General features: G+C 41.0%; 23 protein-coding genes and 2 riboswitches. Of the genes, 6 read left to right on the forward strand and 17 right to left on the reverse strand.

What is annotated here, in order from left to right:
- The first annotated feature begins 300 nt into the window (after positions 1-300).
- From C232_RS0115495 to C232_RS0115510, 5 genes are all read left to right on the forward strand, one after another.
- A complete protein-coding gene (locus tag C232_RS0115495) occupies positions 301-900 on the forward strand; it encodes a DNA/RNA non-specific endonuclease (RefSeq protein ID WP_018665063.1) in 600 nt (199 codons plus the stop codon).
- The gene (locus C232_RS0115500; protein ID WP_018665064.1) at positions 897-1,307 is read left to right on the forward strand and encodes an immunity protein YezG family protein; all 411 of its coding nucleotides are present in this window, start codon (positions 897-899) and stop codon (positions 1,305-1,307) included. The genes C232_RS0115495 and C232_RS0115500 overlap by 4 nt, the downstream gene beginning before the upstream one ends.
- A gap of 114 nt (positions 1,308-1,421) precedes the next feature.
- Positions 1,422-1,760 (forward strand): EndoU domain-containing protein, encoded by a 339-nt coding sequence (locus C232_RS20425; RefSeq protein WP_268869210.1) that lies wholly within the window; start codon positions 1,422-1,424, stop codon positions 1,758-1,760.
- Positions 1,720-1,962, forward strand: coding sequence for an EndoU domain-containing protein (locus C232_RS19570; protein WP_268869211.1), 243 nt, complete (start codon positions 1,720-1,722; stop codon positions 1,960-1,962). Before C232_RS20425 ends, C232_RS19570 begins: the two co-directional genes overlap by 41 nt.
- A gap of 2 nt (positions 1,963-1,964) precedes the next feature.
- Positions 1,965-2,300, forward strand: a complete 336-nt coding sequence (locus tag C232_RS0115510) for a hypothetical protein (protein ID WP_018665065.1) — start codon at positions 1,965-1,967, stop codon at positions 2,298-2,300.
- 254 nt (positions 2,301-2,554) lie between these two features.
- Here C232_RS0115510 and C232_RS0115515 read toward each other — a convergent pair whose 3' ends face one another.
- From C232_RS0115515 to C232_RS0115570, 11 genes are all read right to left on the reverse strand, one after another.
- Positions 2,555-2,746, reverse strand: coding sequence for a hypothetical protein (locus tag C232_RS0115515; protein ID WP_018665066.1), 192 nt, complete (start codon positions 2,744-2,746; stop codon positions 2,555-2,557).
- Positions 2,747-3,263: 517 nt separating this feature from the next.
- The gene (locus tag C232_RS0115525) at positions 3,264-4,721 is read right to left on the reverse strand and encodes a CoA-acylating methylmalonate-semialdehyde dehydrogenase (RefSeq protein ID WP_018665068.1); all 1,458 of its coding nucleotides are present in this window, start codon (positions 4,719-4,721) and stop codon (positions 3,264-3,266) included.
- A gap of 125 nt (positions 4,722-4,846) precedes the next feature.
- Positions 4,847-6,043, reverse strand: a complete 1,197-nt coding sequence (locus C232_RS0115530; RefSeq protein ID WP_018665069.1) for an iron-containing alcohol dehydrogenase — start codon at positions 6,041-6,043, stop codon at positions 4,847-4,849.
- Between the two features lie 149 nt (positions 6,044-6,192).
- The gene (locus tag C232_RS0115535; RefSeq protein WP_040400216.1) at positions 6,193-7,944 is read right to left on the reverse strand and encodes a sigma 54-interacting transcriptional regulator; all 1,752 of its coding nucleotides are present in this window, start codon (positions 7,942-7,944) and stop codon (positions 6,193-6,195) included.
- 81 nt (positions 7,945-8,025) lie between these two features.
- Positions 8,026-8,151 carry a 3-hydroxyacyl-CoA dehydrogenase NAD-binding domain-containing protein gene (locus C232_RS19900; RefSeq protein ID WP_018665071.1) on the reverse strand — a complete coding sequence of 42 codons (126 nt, stop codon included), beginning with the start codon at positions 8,149-8,151 and terminating at the stop codon, positions 8,026-8,028.
- Between the two features lie 253 nt (positions 8,152-8,404).
- Entirely contained in the window at positions 8,405-9,142 is a 738-nt protein-coding gene (locus C232_RS0115545) for an energy-coupling factor transporter transmembrane component T family protein (protein ID WP_018665072.1), read from the reverse strand.
- On the reverse strand, positions 9,139-10,728 hold the full coding sequence (locus C232_RS0115550) for an ABC transporter ATP-binding protein (RefSeq protein ID WP_018665073.1): 1,590 nt from the start codon (positions 10,726-10,728) through the stop codon (positions 9,139-9,141). The genes C232_RS0115545 and C232_RS0115550 overlap by 4 nt, the downstream gene beginning before the upstream one ends.
- Entirely contained in the window at positions 10,706-11,302 is a 597-nt protein-coding gene (locus C232_RS0115555; RefSeq protein WP_018665074.1) for an ECF transporter S component, read from the reverse strand. Before C232_RS0115555 ends, C232_RS0115550 begins: the two co-directional genes overlap by 23 nt.
- Entirely contained in the window at positions 11,299-11,985 is a 687-nt protein-coding gene (gene tenA / locus C232_RS0115560) for a thiaminase II (protein WP_018665075.1), read from the reverse strand. The genes C232_RS0115555 and tenA (C232_RS0115560) overlap by 4 nt, the downstream gene beginning before the upstream one ends.
- Positions 11,986-12,097: 112 nt before the next feature.
- Positions 12,098-12,199: riboswitch (TPP riboswitch) on the reverse strand.
- Positions 12,200-12,668: 469 nt separating this feature from the next.
- Positions 12,669-13,556 carry an SH3 domain-containing protein gene (locus tag C232_RS0115565; RefSeq protein WP_018665076.1) on the reverse strand — a complete coding sequence of 296 codons (888 nt, stop codon included), beginning with the start codon at positions 13,554-13,556 and terminating at the stop codon, positions 12,669-12,671.
- A gap of 251 nt (positions 13,557-13,807) precedes the next feature.
- A complete protein-coding gene (locus C232_RS0115570; RefSeq protein WP_018665077.1) occupies positions 13,808-14,203 on the reverse strand; it encodes a DoxX family protein in 396 nt (131 codons plus the stop codon).
- 368 nt (positions 14,204-14,571) lie between these two features.
- Here C232_RS0115570 and C232_RS0115575 point away from each other — a divergent pair, with 368 nt between their 5' ends.
- Positions 14,572-14,910 carry a DsrE family protein gene (locus C232_RS0115575; protein ID WP_018665078.1) on the forward strand — a complete coding sequence of 113 codons (339 nt, stop codon included), beginning with the start codon at positions 14,572-14,574 and terminating at the stop codon, positions 14,908-14,910.
- Between the two features lie 227 nt (positions 14,911-15,137).
- Here the strand turns inward: C232_RS0115575 and C232_RS0115585 are convergent, their stop codons facing one another.
- The 6 genes from C232_RS0115585 to C232_RS19580 form a co-directional block, all read right to left on the reverse strand.
- The gene (locus tag C232_RS0115585; RefSeq protein ID WP_018665080.1) at positions 15,138-16,157 is read right to left on the reverse strand and encodes a thiazole biosynthesis adenylyltransferase ThiF; all 1,020 of its coding nucleotides are present in this window, start codon (positions 16,155-16,157) and stop codon (positions 15,138-15,140) included.
- Complete coding sequence (locus C232_RS0115590; RefSeq protein WP_018665081.1) at positions 16,154-16,921, reverse strand: thiazole synthase; 768 nt, start codon at positions 16,919-16,921, stop codon at positions 16,154-16,156. Before C232_RS0115590 ends, C232_RS0115585 begins: the two co-directional genes overlap by 4 nt.
- 1 nt (position 16,922) lies before the next feature.
- Positions 16,923-17,126, reverse strand: a complete 204-nt coding sequence (thiS, locus tag C232_RS0115595) for a sulfur carrier protein ThiS (RefSeq protein ID WP_018665082.1) — start codon at positions 17,124-17,126, stop codon at positions 16,923-16,925.
- 27 nt (positions 17,127-17,153) lie between these two features.
- Complete coding sequence (tenI, locus tag C232_RS0115600) at positions 17,154-17,789, reverse strand: thiazole tautomerase TenI (protein ID WP_040400214.1); 636 nt, start codon at positions 17,787-17,789, stop codon at positions 17,154-17,156.
- Between the two features lie 36 nt (positions 17,790-17,825).
- Positions 17,826-18,506, reverse strand: coding sequence for a thiaminase II (gene tenA / locus C232_RS0115605; RefSeq protein WP_018665084.1), 681 nt, complete (start codon positions 18,504-18,506; stop codon positions 17,826-17,828).
- Between the two features lie 305 nt (positions 18,507-18,811).
- Positions 18,812-18,962: riboswitch (TPP riboswitch) on the reverse strand.
- A 274-nt stretch (positions 18,963-19,236) separates the two neighbouring features.
- Positions 19,237-19,386, reverse strand: a 150-nt coding sequence (locus C232_RS19580; RefSeq protein ID WP_155891601.1) for a zinc ribbon domain-containing protein, incomplete at its 5' end; no start/stop codon positions are given.

The raw sequence follows: 19,386 nt of genomic DNA on the forward strand, positions 1-19,386 counted from the left end.
TTTAAACGCATCTTCCATGTTCACAAACGCATCAATTGCCTGCTGGAGGTCCGCGATTTGATCAGATTTCTCCTTTAAAGCACTTTGCGTATCCGTGACAACCTGTTCAAATAACCGCACATCAAGAATTTTCATTGCTTCACCTGCTCATCGCCTGGCCTTCGAAGCCCTTTTCCAATTGTTCAAATCGGAACCATCGGTATATCCATCCTTGGTGACAAAGGCCTCAGTAAACTTGGTACATCTGCAAAAGCCGTAGCCGAAGAGCCGGAAGAAAATGCCGGGAATTTGAGGGAGAATATGGGGGCTACGCCTGCGCTTGAAGCAGCAGGAACAGGAACAACTTATAAGATTCCTTATAACGTGCTACACCACTGTAAAGAAAATATTTTAAAAATTATAGAAGAACAATTCAGTACAGTAAAATACGGTGAACACTATACCAAATTAAACCGTAAAAAGATATTGAAGCCTAATGTTCAGTACACGACAAGCCAGGGTTACAAATATACAACAGATGAACTGGGGCGTATCATTGATGTTGAAGCAAAATTGGAGTTAGGCAACGCTAAACGGAATACTTATGCTCAAAGAACCATCGGCGGTGACGACAGGCTCGTAAATGATGATGGTGGGCATTTAATTGCCAGTATCTTTGAAGGCTCAGGTGAGGTTGATAATTTAGTACCCATGGATGCAAAACTAAATAGAAGTGAGTATAAAACCTTGGAAAATACTTGGAAGGCAGCATTGAAAGAAGGAAAATCAGTAAAAATAAAAATTAAACCAATATACAGAGGATCGTCTAACCGGCCATCTAATTTTGAGATTAAATATTGGATTAATGACGAGTTGGAAAAAATTAGATTAAAAAATTATACTGGGAGAGAAGAAAAATGAAAACAGAAAATATGGAAAAGGCTTACCAAAAAATAGCAAACACTTTAAATAGTATGATCCCAGAGGAATGGTCAAGGGTTCTTTTATATGCAGAAATAAGAGAGGGATATGCCCACATCTTCTTTTATTATTATCCGATACAGTCAAAACAGCCTGTTTACAGTTTAAAAATAGAGGAAAATTTTACTATAGATATACAAAGTTACAATGAGTTAGAAAACCTATTATATGATTATTGTGAGGAGTTATGGAATGAATTCGGCGTACAACAACAGGAACAATGGACAAGTTTAACTTTTATTCTCAAGAACAATGGAAAAATGAACATTCATTATCAGTACGATGATTTATCACAGATAGATCCAACTTCAAAAAGAAAACAATGGGAAGAAAAATACTTGCAGTAAACAGAATCAATTTCATAAATTACTCACGGCATTGGAACCATCGGCCTATCCCTGTTTGGTAACAAAGGACTCAGTAAACTGGGTACAGCCGGAAAAGCTGTCAATGTGGAAAGATTGGCTGAAAAGGCCGAGAAGCTGAGGGTCAATACCGGGGTTACGCCTGCAATTCAAGCAGCCGGAGAAGGGCCAGCAAAGATTCCGTACAATGTGATGGATGAATTGGGGATAAGGCTGCAGAAGGCAACAGAGGAGAGATGGAAAGGTAGTAAGGGTACAGGTAAATATAGTACAGGAACCCTAAAACACATTTTCCATGGGGAAATTAATAGACGTATGAAAGCAGTTGGCTATCACCATGAGAGTATGATGGGTGGAAAGGTTATTCCAGGTACGGAGACAAAACCGGATAAAAATGGAGTCTATAGAGCTAAGGTTGAGATTGAAGGGGGTTAGAAAAAAAGCTGCTTCAAGCTTCTTTCCCAAAGAATGGGATCGTGTTCAAGTTTTAAAAGCTATCAACGAGGCTTTTGAAAGTAAAAGACTTATTGGCGACAATAAGTATTCTGGAAAAAGTAACTCTGGGCTCATAATTGAAATGTATTTAAATAAGGATGGTTCAATTGCTACTGCATATCCGATCTATAAAGGAGAATAAGAATGAAATATCAATATACTTTTTATAGAGACCACCTTAATGTTCTAAGGATAAAACTTCCAGACGATATAAAGTTATTTGCCGATTTTATAGAAGATATTACCACAGAACAAGAGTTAGATGAGTATGTAGAGGATATTGAAAAAGTCTTAGATGGCTCATGCGAGGACTTTGAAATTCAATTAAATGCTGCGAACGTATTCATAAAGAAAGATGTAACAACTGTTGAAAACACTTTTAGGGTTGAAGAGCCTTATGAAAATACAATAGAAACTAAGCAATTTTTAGAGATATTGTTAATATGGAGAGAGAAGATCCCAGAAATATTTGAGGATTGAATGTTTAATTTATTTAATAAAATTTGATTTAGTGAAGGCTTGGCTAAGAACAAAGCGCTTAATTGCATTGGATAAGATTTATAATAAACTATGTTACTTCCCAAAATATGTTAAATTCTGCAATCAGTTCTAAAAATTATAGGCAGTGGCAGGCAACCGAACTATTTACAATGTTCAGTTTCAAAACAAAAAAACCCCGTATTATAAGTTGTTTGTTTCTTTACTGGCATAAGAGCTGAACCTGTTTTCTGTTTTCATTTACGGAGTTGGGATAGAGCAAACATAAAACTTTTAGAAGACATCATATCTTTACTTTTTCGTTTTTCCTCAGTATCGCTTCCTTTTGCGGCATTTGATTCATTTATGATCAACTCGGAATATTTTGCTTTCCACCCTATATCTTGAATGGCTTTTTTGGCGTCCGTATAGTCTACATCGATTCTCATCTGTAAATATATTTCTTCTCCTTGGATAAACTTATTTTGTCAGGTTTAATCAAGGAGGATTCAAAATATGGTAAACGATATGAAACAGGAAATGGAACGTATTTGGGGTGAAACATGTGGTTCATTGGAAAACTGTACTGAGAAAAATATTCAGTCTTTCTTAGCGCAATGACAAGAAAATGGCATAGACCCACAATACTGTATGAGTTGGGTAGAGCAACACAGCAACCAAGTCCCTAATTGGCCAGCCGTTTCAAAGGCATCTCTTGATTGGGTAAATGAACATACTTCAACCGGTTCGCCCATTAACGGACATGAACCTCAATAACAAGGAGAGGAAACCTCTCCCCTTTTTATTCTTAAAAAAGCAATTGGACATTCACGCCGCCAAAAAAAGGGCAACTAGTGTCGGCTATTTTTGGAGAAAATAGCTCAGGCAATTTAGCATCTACGTTAGCTTAGGCGAGTGTCTTAATGTACGAACCAGCGCGAAATACGAAGTCTATTCTCTTTCTTATTACCAGCGTGCTGTGAGCATTTTTCGTTTTGTATAAAATTCAACGCCATCCGGGCCGTTCGCGTGCAAATCGCCAAAAAAGGAATTTTTCCAACCTGAGAATGGGAAAAAGGCCATTGGAGCGGGTACGCCGATATTCACGCCAAGCATACCTGCTTCAATATTTTCCCTAAAGTAGCGGACATGGCTGCCGTTTGTGGTAAACAGGCAGGCTCCGTTTCCAAAGTCGGACTGATTGGCGATTTGCACTGCTTCTTCAAGTGTTTCGGCCCGTACGATCGACAGCAAAGGGGCAAAGATTTCCTCTTTCCAAATCCGCATGTCTGGTGTCACTTTGTCAAAAATCGTCGGTCCGAGGAAAAAGCCTGCACCGGACGCAGCGCTGTCTTTTCTGCCATCTCTGATTAACTCGGCGCCTTCTGCTTCTCCGATTTTGATATAATTCTCCGTCCGTTCTTTATGTTCTTGGCGAATGACCGGACCAAGAAACACGTCTTCATCCAAACCGTTGCCAATCTTTATTTCATCTGCTTTCTGCTTTAATTTTTGCAAAAGAGATTCTGCCGTATCCCCGACTGCAACGACAACAGAGCATGCCATGCATCTTTCTCCTGCTGAACCGAATGCAGCACCGGTGATTTCCTTTACGGCAGCATCGAGATCGGCATCAGGCATTACGATTGTATGGTTTTTCGCTCCTGCTAGCGCCTGAACCCTTTTTCCATTCGCGGTAGCTGTTTTATACACATATTCGGCTACCGGTTTAGATCCGACAAAGGAAATGGCGGGGACATCTTTATGTTCAAGGAGCCGGTTCACGACATCGTGTGCGCCGTGAACAATATTTAGTACACCTTGCGGAAGGCCTGCCTCCTGAAACAACTCAGCCAGCCGGTTGGCAAGAAGCGGCGTGCGTTCGGATGGTTTAAGGACAAATGTATTGCCCAGCGCAATCGCAAGAGGGAACATCCAGCACGGCACCATCATCGGGAAATTAAAAGGTGTGATACCTCCAACCACGCCGACTGGATAGCGGAACATACCTGACTCCATATTTGTTGCGATATCCGGGAGCTGTTTTCCCATCATAAGGGACGGGGCGCCGGCAGCAAATTCAACGCATTCAATCCCGCGTTGTACTTCTCCGTAAGCTTCTGCATAACTTTTGCCATTTTCCAGTGTGATCAATTTTGCAAGTTCATCCCATTGTTCAACTAGCAGCTGCTGGAATTTAAACAGAATTCGCGCTCGCTTTGGGACAGGTGTTTTGCTCCATGTCTTGAATACTTCTTTTGCGGTTTTGACTGCGTGATCCACATCTTTTGCTGTTGACAGGGGAACCTCTGCCAAAATTTCTCCTGTAGCAGGGTTTGGAACAGATTGGAACTGTTCCGTTTGGGCTTCAATCCATCCTCCATTTACATAGTTTTTCAGGCTTTTTTTTGTCGTAGTTTCCAAAATCTCCATCTCCTTTTTGAAAAATTAGTGATTAAAAGATTGAATATAAAACGACTGCGAGATCAAGCAAAAGAGAAATGATCAATCCTGTAATACCAGGCATAACGCCATCCCTCTATCCCCTTTTAATGGATATTGATTGTACCGGAAAAATCATACTGATAGCATACCTGGTAAAGTTTTTCTATCTCATTTTGGCTGGGCACTCTTGGGTTGTTTGCAGGGCTTCCGCTGGCGATTGCATCCGTTGCCATTTTATTGATAACGCTTTCAAATTTTTCCTTTGCGATACCCCATTCTTTCATATTTGGAATCTTTAAGTTCAAACAAAGCCGTTTAACAGATTGTACTGCAATTCCTGCAGCTTCTGTATTGGAAAGGGCTTCTGCTTCTTTTGAAAAAATTCTCCCGATATCAGCCAGCCTTTCGATGCAGGCAGATTGGCTATATTCGAGGACAACCGGCAAAAGCATTGCATTGGAAACACCGTGCGGGACATGGAAAATTGCCCCGATCGGCCTGGACATCCCATGTACAAGGCAGACGGATGAGTTGGAAAAAGCCATCCCGGCCTGCAACGAGCCAAGTGACATGGCTTCTCTTGCTTCAATCTGATTTCCATCTTCATAAGCAGTTTTTAAGTTTGGAATGATTAAATTCATTGCTGATCGTGCCAGTGTATCTGTTAAAGGGTGTGATCTTTTTGAAATATAGGCCTCAATTGCGTGGCTTAAGGCATCGACACCCGTTGCCGCAGTTACAGACTTTGGCGATGATGTTGTCAGCAAGGGATCAACAATCGCAGCGGAAGGCATAAAGGCCGGTTGCTTAATCATCATTTTGACGTCATTTTCTGTGTTGGTAATAATAGTAGCATCCGTTGCTTCCGAACCTGTGCCTGCTGTTGTCGGAATGGCAATATGCGGGACAGGCGGGATGGCAACCTGTTTTTTTCCACCCATATAGTCTCCGATATAACCTCCGTTAGTCGCTAAAACCGCGATTGCTTTTGCCGTATCAATACAGCTTCCTCCTCCAAGAGAGATGATAAGATCACAACCATCCTGTTTGAAAAGGCTGAGGGCTTCAGATACGTAATGGTCGGTTGGCTCCGAATCGACACCTGTATATACAGTGCTTTGTATGCCTGCATCCTGTAAATAGCGGCGGCATTCCCCGACATAGCCGAGTTGTTCCATCATTTTATCGCTGATCATGCATGCCTTTTTCCCTCTTTGTTTTGCCTCTTCACCTATTTTTTGAAAAGCCTGCTTTCCATAAATAATGGTTTGCGGGGTGCGAAATGTTTCAAAATTTTTCACTTGTTTTCACTCCTTCATCTTTTGATGACTGTTTAAATGCAAGAAGTATACCAAGTGAAATTAAAGGAGACGCCTATGATGTAAGGCTGAGAATTGTAGATTTCATCCTACAGTTGTTGAATTTTTGTAGTGTTTTCCCGACACCGATGTTATAAGTGATATTTTTTCATTTTTTGATAAAGAGTCGTTCGGTGAATGCCCAGGTGTTCAGCCGCTTTTGTTTTATTTCCGTTTGCTTTTTCCAGCGCCTGAATAATAAGTTGCTTTTCTAACTCTTCCCCTGTTTTTTTGGCTTGCTGGATGAAGGGGCCAGGAAAGAAGACATTTCCGGAAGTTCTGGAGCTGTTTTGAATTGCCTCAGGAAGATGGCAAAATTTAATTTCTGTGTTATCAATCAACGTGACAAGCCTTTCGATCGTGTTCAAAAGTTCTCTTATATTTCCTTTCCATTGATAGGACATCATACAAGCCATTGCTTTCGCATCCAGGTGTTTCTCTGGAACCTGATACTTTTGGCAGACTTCCTTTAAAAAACTCGAAACCAGATCAGGGATATCTTCTTTTCTTTCGCGAAGAGGAGGAATATGAAGGCGGATAATGTTTAATCGATAATATAAATCCTCCCGAAATGCACCGGTTTCAATCATTTTTTCCAAGTCCCGGTTTGTAGCGGCAATGACCCTTACGTTGATCTTATACTTTTTCACACCGCCGATACGTTCTGCTTCCTTTTCCTGGATCACGCGCAGCAGTTTCGTTTGCATAATGGCCGACAGCTCGCCGATTTCATCGAGAAAGAGGGTGCCGTTTTCGGCCAGTTCAAACTTTCCGGGTTTTCCGCCTTTTTTTGCCCCCGTAAATGCACCTTCTTCGTAACCGAACAATTCAGATTCAAACAGGGGCTCGGGTATCGCTCCACAGTTTACAGAGATAAACGGGCCTTTAGCATAGGAGCTTAAATGGTGAATGCTTTTTGCGAACATTTCTTTTCCTGTTCCGCTTTCTCCGGTTATCAGAACGGTTGCGGCTGTTCTTGCAGCCCTCCTAGCCAATCTCTTCACTCTTGAAATTTCTTCGCTGTTTCCAATAATCCGATCAAGTGTCACAACATGTTTTTCGGCTTTTCCTCGTTCTGCCGTAACGGAGTGTTTTATAAGGTTATTTTCCTGCAGCCGCTCAAAAATTTGATAAACTTCGGTTACCCCCTCGAATATCAGCATCCCGATGGCGCCCACCACTTTATTTCCTCTCCATATCGGAATGCGGTGGACGACCATGGCCTGCCCTTGAATGTATTGGATCACGCCTCTTTCGGGAATGGCGGTCTTAACGGTATGATGAAGATTTGTATTTTCAATGACTTCAGTAACATGGCGGCCGATCGCATCTTCCCGTTTAATTCCGGTAAATTTGCTGTAAGCTTTATTAAATTCAATAAGTATACCATTTTCGTCGACAACAGCGATGCCTTCATAGGCGCTCTCCAATACAACATTTAAAATCTCAGCTGCATTTTTTGTTGGCTTAAACCGATTGATATATTTTGCAAATGCATCCAGCATATCACGCCTTGTTATAATCCCAATCAAACGTCGGTCTTCGTTGACAACCGGAAATTCGCTGTATGGCAACGGCAGAATATCCAAAAGATGGTCATTTTCAGAGATGGGAACAAAATTTCTTTTTGGCAGCGCGCGGATTACGGCTTCATTTTCCATCCGGTCCAAAAAAGCGGCAAGGATATTTTGTAAGGTTAACATACCGGCGGGCTGTTGCCTGTCATCGACAATTGGAAGGCAGTCTACTTTGTAATCACGCATCATTTTTGCGGCCTCCCGGAATGTCGCCCCGCTCCTGACAGAATACGGAGACGGGGACATCCACATTCCGGCTTTGAGCATCTTTTTGGCAATATCATCCAGTGTATCCCCAATACCGGAGCAGTTCAAAGATTCTTTTTCCAATTTTAATCTTCCCCCCCATCACGAAAAGACCGGCAATATCACTTTCGTCATGCCTTTCATCTTAACATTCATATTTGCCCGCGCAGCGCACAATGCGATCGCGTGCCCCATTGTTCCGCAGCCCAAAATTAAAATACCTTCCACCTTCAATGCCCCCTTTAATGTAAGGGATTTCATACTGTTTTAAGTATAAAGCTTTCTCCAAGGCATGTGTAAAGATTTATATCTTATAAGCATTGTTTTCGAAGATTTATTAAAAAAGTAAATGGATTTGAATTTAACGGGCTTGTTATCTATAATGCGAATCCTGATGATGATCATAATGGCTTTATTGGGGCAAATAAAATTTGGCAATCCCTATATCGCATTTCAACCCAACAGAGCGTTTTTCAAGCTCTTATTTTAAGAAAATGATTATGCCTGTTACGATAATTAATAAAGACAGTAAATAGGCCCAGTCTTTTCCTGCTGTTTTAGTTGTTTGATAATAAGTTCTGTCCCTGGCACCTGTAAATCCACGTGCTTCCATGGCGGCGGAAATTCGTTCTGATTTTCGTATTCCTTGCGTAAAAAGTGGTAATGAGTACCTCATAAAAGCTTTCCAAATATTTTTCGCCTTGTATCCTCTCACTTTATGGGCGATTTTCATCTGGTTGAATTCAGATTGGAATAGCGGGATAAAACGAAACCCTGCTAATAGCCCGTATGCCCATTTTGGTGATAGTCTGCATTGGTGAATTAAACTCATAACAAATAAAGTTAAGTCTGTTGTTGAGGTAAATAATAATCCATACGTTACAAAACCTAACATCCTTAATGCAATGATTAGTCCATGATTGATACCTTCCATAGTAAAATGGAACCAGGCCCACTTCCAAATGGTTTCTTCCCCTTCTCCAAAAGCTGCCATCATCCAAAATACAAGAACAAAAAATCCCAAGTAAGGCAATAACCTTTTACAAAGGTATGTCCATCTCCATCCTCCTAAAAAAATTCCAATACATACCGCAAGCAACCATATCAAAAAAGTCACTTTTGGATTTGTGATGGCCATTAACATAAACATAATAAGCATATGAGCGAGCAATTTAATAGAAGGGTTTAAAGAAGCAAGGAAAGAATCGTTTGATTTCATATTAAAACCCGCTCCCTTCGCGCATGCATCAGCTGGTAATGCAGCGGCGGAACAATCCCTGTTTCATTCAAAATATCTTGATTGGAAAATAATTCAAATGGCGTCCCTTGGTAAAGAATCCTTCCATTATGTAAGAGAATAACTTGATTGGAATAAGCATCAACTAAATCCATATCATGAGTTGCCATTACAATGGTTGTGCCCCGTTTCTGTCTCTCCTTTAATCGCATAATCAGTTCACCAGCAGTTTTTTCATCTTGGCCGAATGTTGGTTCATCCAGCAATAATAAAGGTTGATCGAGCAATAACATAGTCGCAACACTTAACAACCGTTTTTGTCCTAAACTTAGTGTAAAAGGGTGAGCATTGCGGTAATGTTCTAATCCAAACTCCTGTAACAGTTGATTTGTTTTTGTTTGAATCTGCTCTTCCGGCCAATTTCGCTGCCGGCCTCCAAAAGCAATTTCCTCAAAAACTGTATCTGTTATGAATTGATGCTCTGGATTTTGAAAAACAAAGCCAGCTTTTCCATACAATTCCCGGTCCGTCCATTTTTTAAGTTCCTTATCTTGAAAACGAATTTTTCCATTTTTTATTGGCTGTAAACGGATCAGGCTCTTTAAGAAGGTGCTTTTTCCACTTCCATTTTCCCCCACGATAGAAATCCAGTCACCTTTATGTATGTCAATGTTAATGTCTTTCACTATTGTTTTCTTCCCATAACCAATGGCCACATTTTCTGTTCGAATGATCGGATCCCTTTTTCCGTACTCTTCTACTGAATGTAAAGGCTCATTTTCAAGCATTTTTGAAAGTTTGATAGCTAGAGGATGCGAGGAATTTTCGACAACATCCATCCACTTGTATGGGAATAGTTTAGGCCTCCAAATTCCTGCCTCTTTCATCTCCTTATTAAAATGAAGCAAAATTTCTTCCGGCTCTCCGTCAGCGATAATCTTTCCGTTTTTATTGATCATAATGACCCGGTCCATCCATTCGATGCAGCCGTCCAGAACATGTTCTACCACTACGATCGTTTGGTTTGTCCTTTGGGATATTTTATTTATTAAATCAAATATCTCCTTTCTCCCTGCCGGATCCAGCTGGGCGGTTGGTTCATCAAAAAACAATACATCAGGTTCTAATGCTAATAGGCTGGCTAATGCCAATCTTTGCTTCATACCCCCTGATAGTGTTTCAATAGGTGTTTTTTTATCCACCATTAATCCTACTTGATCCATCAAGTCTGAAATGATGTCGTCCATTTCACTTCGCGGAATCGATCGATTTTCGAGACTAAAGGCAATTTCTTCATCCACGCGAAGCATACAAAACTGAGAATCAGGATCCTGGAACATGACACCAGCATGGCTCCTAAGGAACACTTCACCACTTACTTCCGCCTCCACATGCTCAGGAATAATACCCGCAAGAGCGGATATCAAAGTCGATTTTCCACTCCCGCTGGGTCCTAAAATTAATACCTTTTCTCCTTTATTGATGGTCAAAGACAGATCACTAAGGATTTTTTCAGAAGCTTGATAGAAACGAACAGAAAGATTTCTACATCCCAACAATGTTTCCATGAATGTCATCCTTTTTTCGTTTTTCTTTCATCAATTCATATTGATCTAAAACACCTGTTTTAGCCAGTGCATCCACTACCACCTTCGCTAACCAACCGCCAAGAATAATTCCGCTTATGATATGAATCCCTAACGTCATAAGCAATACTTCTGAAGTGTAATACCCAAAACCATTAGCCAATAAGTTATAGACCATTCCCGCAATCGCAGCGAACGCGCCAGATAACATTAATGTCACGAGGTTGTAGTGCTTGTATCTAAATATGGCAAAAGCTATTTCCGATCCAACTCCCTGAAAGACTCCTACTAATAAAGCCGACAGACCAAAATGGCTGCCCGTTAATAATTCAACAGCTGCTGCCATCACCTCCGCAATAAAAGCTGCACCTGGTTTACGGATGATATACGCTACGATTGGACTGGCAATCACCCAAATCCCAAACATAAAACCGGCGCCCACAGGACCAACCAGGGCAGAAATTGGAATCCAAAGCGTTGACCACCCTAAATAAATTACCCCGCAGGAAACGGATAAAATAACGGTAAGCACAATCTCCTTCATCTTCCAATTCATTTTTTCACAGCCTCCAATTCTACCGGCCATTCCTCAAGTTTATAAGCCATATCCCAAAACATGTATTCAAGCTGGCAGCTGGTCAGAAAATGTTCTTTCATTTTTGACCTTTCTTTCTCTGAAGCTTCCAATGCCCACTTATCCAACCGGGCACAAAATTTTGTAGTAATCGAATTCGTCCGGTCGCCATAAAAATGGATCCATTCATAAAATGGATGGGAATGATCTGGATTCATCTCATTTAATAATCTCTTCCCAATTTCCCAATATGTCCATGGACATGGCAATAATACAGCCAGAATTTCGCCTAATGTTCCTTCATAAGCAACTGTCAACATATGGCGAATGTAGTAAAGTGCAGTTGGAGACAATGGTAATCCTTGCAGATCCTCATAAGCAACACCAGCTACTTGACAAAAGTTATGATGAGGATGGGTTTCACTATTTAATATAAATGCAATTTGCTTATTAAACATGTCCATATCTTCACGATTCTCACATTTTGCAATGGCGATTCCATAGGTTTTGGTAAAGGCATTCAAATATTCAAAGTCCTGTTTGACGTAATGAATAAGCTGCTCCTTCTTTAATTTACCATTGGCAATCCCACGTACAAAGGGATGTTCAAAGATGGCATCAAAAATAGGATTTGCTTCATTCCTCAACTCTGCTGAAAAACTCATTAAAATTCCCCCTTGTTGATTTGTAATAGGAAGACTTCACAGTGAGCGATTCATCCCGTAAACAGAAAAAGCCGCCCCAAAAATGGAGCGGCCGAATATATGTATATATACCCGTACACAAACTCCACTTTCCTACGCTAGTATGAACTAGATCAGGTTCAAAGGGTCCAGAATTACTCTGTCTCAGCCAAAAACGGCTCCCCTAGTGGGTCTTCCTATTAACTTAATACTCACTTTACACAAAGCATTTACAAAAGTCAATTAAATTTATGTTATATGATACTTAAGTACTATAAATCATTCAAACAGTGCCATTGGAAAGGGGGAAACTTGATCATGGAAAATGAAAATGAGTGGCCTGTCACTTGCCGACTAGCCTGATGATTGCTTCATCAGGTTTACTCGCAATAGCGCTCACCATGATTACTATGCTTGCTGCCATTCTACTAGATTAGACAAAAAATAATTCTCCGTAAAATCCGTTAGCTCACGGTTGGAGAATTATTTCTTTCAGGTGCCCTTGAAGCAGTGTAAGTGTAGACGTGGAGATGCCAGTTACAGCAGGCGTCCTTTTTTACTATGATTCTTTATTATTTGTATTCCCATCTGCATTGCCAGTCAAACTAATATACCTAAACGAAATTCACTCCTTCCTGGCTTTGCCCTACTAAGGCTTGTATATTCTAATACCTGCCTAAATCCTGCACAGGCGTTTGAATAATCACCGGGTTCTTTTTCGGATCAAGCCATTTTAAAATCTTAACCACATTCATTTCCGACGTTGCCGTACATCCGAGCGTATAACCGCTGCCAATGTGGAAAAAGATGGCACTGCCTTTATATGGAGTACGTTTGGTATTGTAGTTGATGACGAAACCATAGGTATAGGCCGGAATATTCATATTTTCGGCGCTTTTCCATTTGCCTTTTGTTTTCGAGCGGGACTGCCATGTGTTATAAAGCGAGGATGTTGGATCATCCACCCACACATCATCGCTTGTAATTTTTCGGTAAGACCATTTTGTCCCCGGATTTGCTTTACGGCCAAAAGCGGTTCCGATTGTATACTTCCCGACTGGTGACCTTTTGCTGCCTTCGTTCATATTTGAGGTAAATCCATACTTGCCAATACGCCCTGTTGTTGTTAACACAGGAATCCATTGTCCTTTGGAATTCTTTTCAAATGTGCGGATTTCAGCATAGGACGTGTTGTACCCATTTGAAGTCACCAAAATTAATTGCTTGTTACTTCCGACTGTTTTTAAACCCGCTGCCGGATTTTTGAGAGCAGCCGGTTTTTTGGTGGTAAGGTACTTGTTGGATGACCAACCTGTCTTACCACTAACGGTTACCTTGTCCCAGGATCCTTTTGTTTGGGATACTTTGACATTCTGATTTTTCTTAATCGTGGTGATCACCTTATACTTTGTGTTTGGACCAGTCCTCACATGCAATGCACTGGCGGTGACATATTTTGTTACGCTGGACGCAGCATGTGCCACTTTCACCATATGAAATCCTGCAAATACAGCGAGAATGGCAACAAAGGCAGCGAAAATCTTTTTTATCATTTTCCTTCCTCCTCTTATATTGGTGTCACTTCCCATAATTTATAAACTGGCTGTGATCTTATCTCATTATAGACATTACCATTTTTTACTTCAGCAAAATTATACAAAAAAAATACTGCCCCAACTTCGAGCAGTTTTTAAAGAAATTGCTATTCAATTTTTAAGTCAATTTTGACACCGGCATTCATTACTAAGCCCAAACTAAGAACGCCATTAAGAGCCGGTGCCACTTTACGAAAAAAACATTTGGGTTAATCCATCCCATGTAATGAGAAATCCCCCGGGCCAATTAAAGCGATGCCGATCGAGACAACTACTAACACCAAATTATATTCAAATCCCCCAGCCGCATTTGAAAATCCTTTTGATCCATGCACTTTTGCAATCGCACCGATCATAATAATTGTAATCAGGATCGCTGCAAGCGGCAAAAATACGCCAACGATAAACAAAAGGCCAGCCGCTAATTCAGACACCCCGCTAAAGACTGCAACCACTTTTCCCGGTTTTATGTTAATGGATTCAAAAAAACCAGCCGTACCTGTAAGACCCTGGCCGCCGAACCAGCCAAACAGTTTTTGTGTCCCATAATAAATAAAAATAAATCCAATCAAAAAGCGAATCAGAAACAACCCAAAATCGGCCATCAAACTGAATCCTCCCTCTATCCTATTTTTTTATATTCTCTCCGGTTCCTATCGTACTTATGCGCTTCTTCAAACCTTTATCATACCGTTTGCATTATAAAGCAAACCCATATTTATCTTTTTTATATGGTTGTTTGGCAAAAAGATTCAACCTGATTACAAATTCCGTTATAATTCAAATGATACGGGATCCTTACAAATGGATAGAGCTTAAGCATGGCCGGTAATTTTTCTACTCTTACAAAGCTAGCTTGTTATTTATTTCCAAAGGACTGAATAAGAAGACGTAACGGGCCCCTCCCAAAAAAGTACCGATCCATGCTTAAACTATACTTATATTGTATGATTAAATCAGTGGGGTGAAAATAATGAAAAATAAAGTTATTTTACTGACTTCGGACCAGCTTGGTAAAGGTGAAACCGGATTGGGCGAAGGATTATTAGAAACCTTTTTTACCATTCTCAAGCAAAAAGAAGAACTGCCTGCAGCTGTTTTTTGCGTAAACCGCGGTGTGTTTACATTAACGGAAAGCTCGCTTGTTTCTCTGCAATTAAAAGAACTGGAAGAAAAAGGTGTAGACGTGCTTGCTTGTAAAACATGTGTTGACTTTTATGAGCTTAACAATAAGCTTACAGCCGGGAAAATAAGCGAAATGGCACAATTTATTGAGTTAGCCTCAAAATATGAAGTCCTTACTTTATCTTGATTTTAATGGGAGCATTTCATTAAAAGCCGGGATCAACGGAAAAATGGCAGGCGGCACCATTAATGACGGTTCCTCCTGCCAAAATACCTGATGATGGTGGGCTTGCTCAATTGGATCCAACGCCAAAACGGGAACGTTGGAGGCAAACTATTTCGTACTGTTTAAGACTGCATAAAGTAAGCTCGCCATCGCATATAAAGAAAAACAAGGAGCCCCTTGTTTTTCTTTTAGCCTAAAAAACGATGATACAAGGACTTTGCTTCAGCAATATCCTTCGTTCCATGGATCAGAACACGGCCGTCTTTAAAAATAACGAGCCTATGCTTACCAATCATGAAGGAAAGTAAATAGGGATTGCGTTCAATCTTACCGCCTTGGGCTGACAGCACTTTTTCGAGTTGTTTCAAATCTCTTTCTATCTTGGCGGGCGGGCGAATCTGTACGGTATCTCTCCCGCATAAGACGGCTGTTTTTGTTCGATTTGAATAGGAAAGATGAGGATATGTTCTCCCTGGTCCACACGATAAACAGCGATCTTTTTTTAACTTTGCTGCATTGATAGACGTATATTGATTCTTCCATAAATCAAATGAAACCAATTTGTTACAAAGGGAATCATAATCTTCTACCAGAATTTTCAAGGCCTCTGTCACTTGATGGGCTGCAACACTTTGCACTGCAGGGCTAATAATTCCTGCGGTATCACAGGTTAACCCACCAAGAGGAACTGTTTCTAATAAGCAGCTTAAACAAGGTGTAACCCCCGGAATAATCGTATAACTGATCCCATAGCTTCCTACACAAGCGCCATAGATCCATGGTATCCCATATTTTTGAGCTATATCATTGATCAGCATCCTTGTTTCAAAATTATCGGTCGCATCGATGATTAAATTGACACCGTTAACAAGTTGCTCCAGTTCTTCCACAGACGCATCTAAAACATATGATTGAACCGAAACATCTGAATTTATCTCTTTTAAACGGACCCCTGCTGCAACTGCTTTAGGGATTCGTTTTTTAGCGTCTTCTTCACTGTAAAGCTGCTGCCTTTGGAGATTGCTCCACTCTACATAATCCCTGTCCACAATCGTAAGTTTTCCAATTCCTGCCCGAACAAGGGACTCGGCGCTGCCGGTTCCAAGGGCTCCTGCTCCTATCACCAAGACATGTTTGTTTCGAATTTTCACTTGTCCCTTTTCGCCAATAGGGGAAAATAATTCTTGACGTGAATAGCGTTCATTCATCCGATGCTCATGCCTTCCATTGGGCTGCTTGCTGAGGCGTATGCTTTTTTAGGAATTCTCCCGGCCTCATATCCTAAGCGCCCAGCCTCAATCGCCAGTTTCATCGCTTTTGCCATTTTAACGGGATCCTTTGCCCCCGATACCGCGGTATTAAGTAGAACACCATCGGCCCCTGATTCCATTGCCATCACCGCATCAGACGGGGTTCCAATACCAGCATCAACGATAACAGGAACATGTGCCTGTTCAATAATAAAGCGTAAATTCACAGGATTGATTATCCCTTGGCCCGAACCGATTGGAGAAGCACCGGGCATGATCGCATGGCATCCCAGTTCTTCTAACCGCCTGGCAAGTACGACGTCATCAGATGTATAAGGTAGTACAATAAATCCTTCTTTTATTAATTCTTCTGAAGCCTTCAGTGTCTCGATCGCATCGGGAAGGAGTGTTTTCTCACAACCTATCACCTCTACTTTTATCATATCGCAAAGGCCGGATGCCTTCGCCAGTTTTGCAATTCGAACCGCTTCTTCTGCTGTTTTTGCCCCCGCTGTATTTGGTAAAAGCGAATACTTCTTTATATCCAGTTTTTCCAAAAAGTTCGGCTGGTTTGCTTCGAATATATTCATTCTTCGGACAGCAAAGGTTAAAATTTCTGTTTCTGAAGCCTCTACAGCTTCTCTTTGAATATCGAAATTCGGGTATTTCCCAGTACCCAGCAGTAATCTTGAAGAAAATTTATATGGGCCAATTTTTAACATATCATCCGCCTCCTACAAAATGGACAATCTCAACTCTGTCTCCATCAGATAAGTGTGTTTCCTGATGATTTCTTTTTTCTAAAATATCGTGATTGACTTCCACAATGACGACTTTTTGATCTAATTGAAAATGTTGCAATAGCTCTGATACGGTTCCGATATTAGAAGGAATGACAGTTTTTTCACCATTAATGATTAGTTCCAAATCATTCACCTCCTCCTCTACTCCTGGTCACTTGAAATGGCTATTCCCATCATATCCACCCTTCTTTAAAATTTTGCAGTATTCTTTAACGGCTTGGATCGGATTTTCCGCTTCCAACACACCTGACATGACTGCGATTCCTCTTGCACCGGCTTTTAACACAGCGTCACAATTCGCAGGCGTAATTCCACCAATTGCAATAACAGGGAGGTTTACATTCATTGTGATGTCTCTCAGTTTTTTTACTCCCTTAGGCGGAATATTGGGTTTTGACTTTGTTTGAAAAATATGCCCGTAAATCACGTAGTCCGCACCGTTTTGTTCCGCTTCTTTTGCCTCCTGAAAAGAATGAACCGATTTGCCTGTGCGGATTCCCGGGAAGGCCTGCTTTACGATTTTCGTATCCAAGCTTTGATAGCCGAGTTGTACACCGGAAACCATTTGGGCCCACGCTACATCCACCCGGTCATTGATGATGATTTTAGAGCGTGGAACATTTTTTTGATGTAATAATGTCACAGCTTGATAGAGTTGTGATGCCGTCATCTGCTTTTCTCTAAGGTGAAAATAATCAACATCATCCTGAATTTTTGTTGCGATATTGATAAATTTTTCTATAGGCTGTCTTCCGGTGGAGATAATATGCAGCTCATGTGCGCCTATATTTAGGACTCCTTTCCAAAAATGTAATACGCTTCTTTAAACCGTTTGTCCCTCCTTAAATGGCCACGCTTCCAAAGAAAAGGCCATTTCCCAAAAAGAATATTCATACTGGCTGCTGATGATAAAATGCTCTTTCATTCGTTCCCTGTCTTCTTCTGTAACCTTTTCAGCAATCTCATCCAATCTTTCAATCTGCTCTTCTACTAACTGGCGAAACCATTCTCCTCCGTATGTCCCGATCCACTCTTGATAAATCGGTTCTTCGGGAGTGCAGCCTCGAAGTTTTTCACCAATTTCATAATATAACCAATAACACGGCAAGATTGCTGCAATCACGTCACCCAAATGCCCCGAATAGGCAGCACGGTACATATGCGATGCATACGCATAGGCAGTAGGTGCAGGCTTAAAGTTTTTCTTTTCTTCATCCGTAATGCCCAGCCTCTTTGAAAAATTCTCATGTAACTTTAATTCCGCTTCATATGTGCCTTGTGCATGGCTGGCCAGCCGGCTCGTTGTGTATAAATCGGTTGCTTTAACTGCACCTAAAGCCTGGACCCTGGCGAAATGGGATAAATAATAAGCATCCTGCATCACATAAAAACGAAAACACTCCAGCGGCAAGGTCCCATCCCCAATTCCTTTTACAAAAGGGTGATGAAAACTTGCCTCCCAAATCGGGTCTGCAGTTTGGCGAATCTCCTGTGTAAAAGTCATCTTTTTCCTCCTGAATTATTTAATCGTGTCTTATTGCCTAACTTATACGGATTCATTGGTGTTAACGGGCATGATTCGGTTTGTTTTGTGACCGGCGGCCTCCTTTTTTGGCTAATCGGCCATGATTGCCTCCTTTTGGCTGCCACGTTCATTTACCTGGCGGGCCAGGTGCAAGAACTGGGTGAACACCACTTTTTTAGGAAAATGATCCACAACAAAAATCCTTTTTCATGCCCTAAACAATAAAAAACCACTTTCCCTTTAGCGGCAGGAAAGTGGTTGTATTAGAATCATCCATAAAAATATGGTCCAACTTCCCACTTCCCTACGCTGGCATAACCCAGTTCAGGTTCTAAGGGTCTTAAAGTTACACTTTAATCTCAGCTTTTTCGGCAACAAATAAGCGGCAAAAATGCGCACTTATCATCTACCATAAAAGCACCCCTAGCGGTAAAAATAATGTGACTATTTAGTTTTCATTATATTACCATATAGTAAATTGAACTGTCAAATTGTTCTTAGCAAGGCATTTCCCGTTTACCACAGAGTTTAATAAAGAAATGCCTACAGAAATGAAGTTACATTATGATGTAAAACATAATAGAGTGAACTACCCACCACTTATTGACCTTGCGGTCTAATTGAAGTGGGGGCTTCTCGACTTATCGTTGCTTTTACTAGCCAACGAAAACTGACCGAGCTAACCCTCTTGTTCCAAGAGTTTTGTTACTTATGATAACGCTAATAAGCGTATACCTTCATTTCTGATATTGATTGCTGAATTATAGTCGCGATCTGCCACATAACCGCACGAACAACGGTAGGTGCGTTCAGATAGTTTCACAGGTTTTTCTGCACCACAACAAGAACACTTCTTAGT

This window comes from Heyndrickxia acidiproducens DSM 23148 (genome assembly GCF_000374345.1).
In the GTDB taxonomy this organism is placed as follows: domain Bacteria; phylum Bacillota; class Bacilli; order Bacillales; family Bacillaceae_C; genus Weizmannia; species Weizmannia acidiproducens.

What these genes read in the sequence shown, in the direction of transcription:
- C232_RS0115495 (WP_018665063.1), top strand. Translation starts at nt 301, where the DNA reads ATGGGGGCTACGCCTGCGCTTGAAGCAGCAGGAACAGGAACAACTTAT.
- C232_RS0115500 (WP_018665064.1), top strand. Translation starts at nt 897, where the DNA reads ATGAAAACAGAAAATATGGAAAAGGCTTACCAAAAAATAGCAAACACT.
- C232_RS19570 (WP_268869211.1), top strand. Translation starts at nt 1,720, where the DNA reads ATGGAGTCTATAGAGCTAAGGTTGAGATTGAAGGGGGTTAGAAAAAAA.
- C232_RS0115510 (WP_018665065.1), top strand. Translation starts at nt 1,965, where the DNA reads ATGAAATATCAATATACTTTTTATAGAGACCACCTTAATGTTCTAAGG.
- C232_RS0115515 (WP_018665066.1), bottom strand. Translation starts at nt 2,746, where the DNA reads ATGAGAATCGATGTAGACTATACGGACGCCAAAAAAGCCATTCAAGAT.
- C232_RS0115535 (WP_040400216.1), bottom strand. Translation starts at nt 7,944, where the DNA reads ATGCTCAAAGCCGGAATGTGGATGTCCCCGTCTCCGTATTCTGTCAGG.
- C232_RS0115545 (WP_018665072.1), bottom strand. Translation starts at nt 9,142, where the DNA reads ATGAAATCAAACGATTCTTTCCTTGCTTCTTTAAACCCTTCTATTAAA.
- C232_RS0115550 (WP_018665073.1), bottom strand. Translation starts at nt 10,728, where the DNA reads ATGGAAACATTGTTGGGATGTAGAAATCTTTCTGTTCGTTTCTATCAA.
- C232_RS0115555 (WP_018665074.1), bottom strand. Translation starts at nt 11,302, where the DNA reads ATGAATTGGAAGATGAAGGAGATTGTGCTTACCGTTATTTTATCCGTT.
- tenA (WP_018665075.1), bottom strand. Translation starts at nt 11,985, where the DNA reads ATGAGTTTTTCAGCAGAGTTGAGGAATGAAGCAAATCCTATTTTTGAT.
- C232_RS0115565 (WP_018665076.1), bottom strand. Translation starts at nt 13,556, where the DNA reads ATGATAAAAAAGATTTTCGCTGCCTTTGTTGCCATTCTCGCTGTATTT.
- C232_RS0115570 (WP_018665077.1), bottom strand. Translation starts at nt 14,203, where the DNA reads ATGGCCGATTTTGGGTTGTTTCTGATTCGCTTTTTGATTGGATTTATT.
- C232_RS0115575 (WP_018665078.1), top strand. Translation starts at nt 14,572, where the DNA reads ATGAAAAATAAAGTTATTTTACTGACTTCGGACCAGCTTGGTAAAGGT.
- C232_RS0115585 (WP_018665080.1), bottom strand. Translation starts at nt 16,157, where the DNA reads ATGAATGAACGCTATTCACGTCAAGAATTATTTTCCCCTATTGGCGAA.
- C232_RS0115590 (WP_018665081.1), bottom strand. Translation starts at nt 16,921, where the DNA reads ATGTTAAAAATTGGCCCATATAAATTTTCTTCAAGATTACTGCTGGGT.
- tenA (WP_018665084.1), bottom strand. Translation starts at nt 18,506, where the DNA reads ATGACTTTTACACAGGAGATTCGCCAAACTGCAGACCCGATTTGGGAG.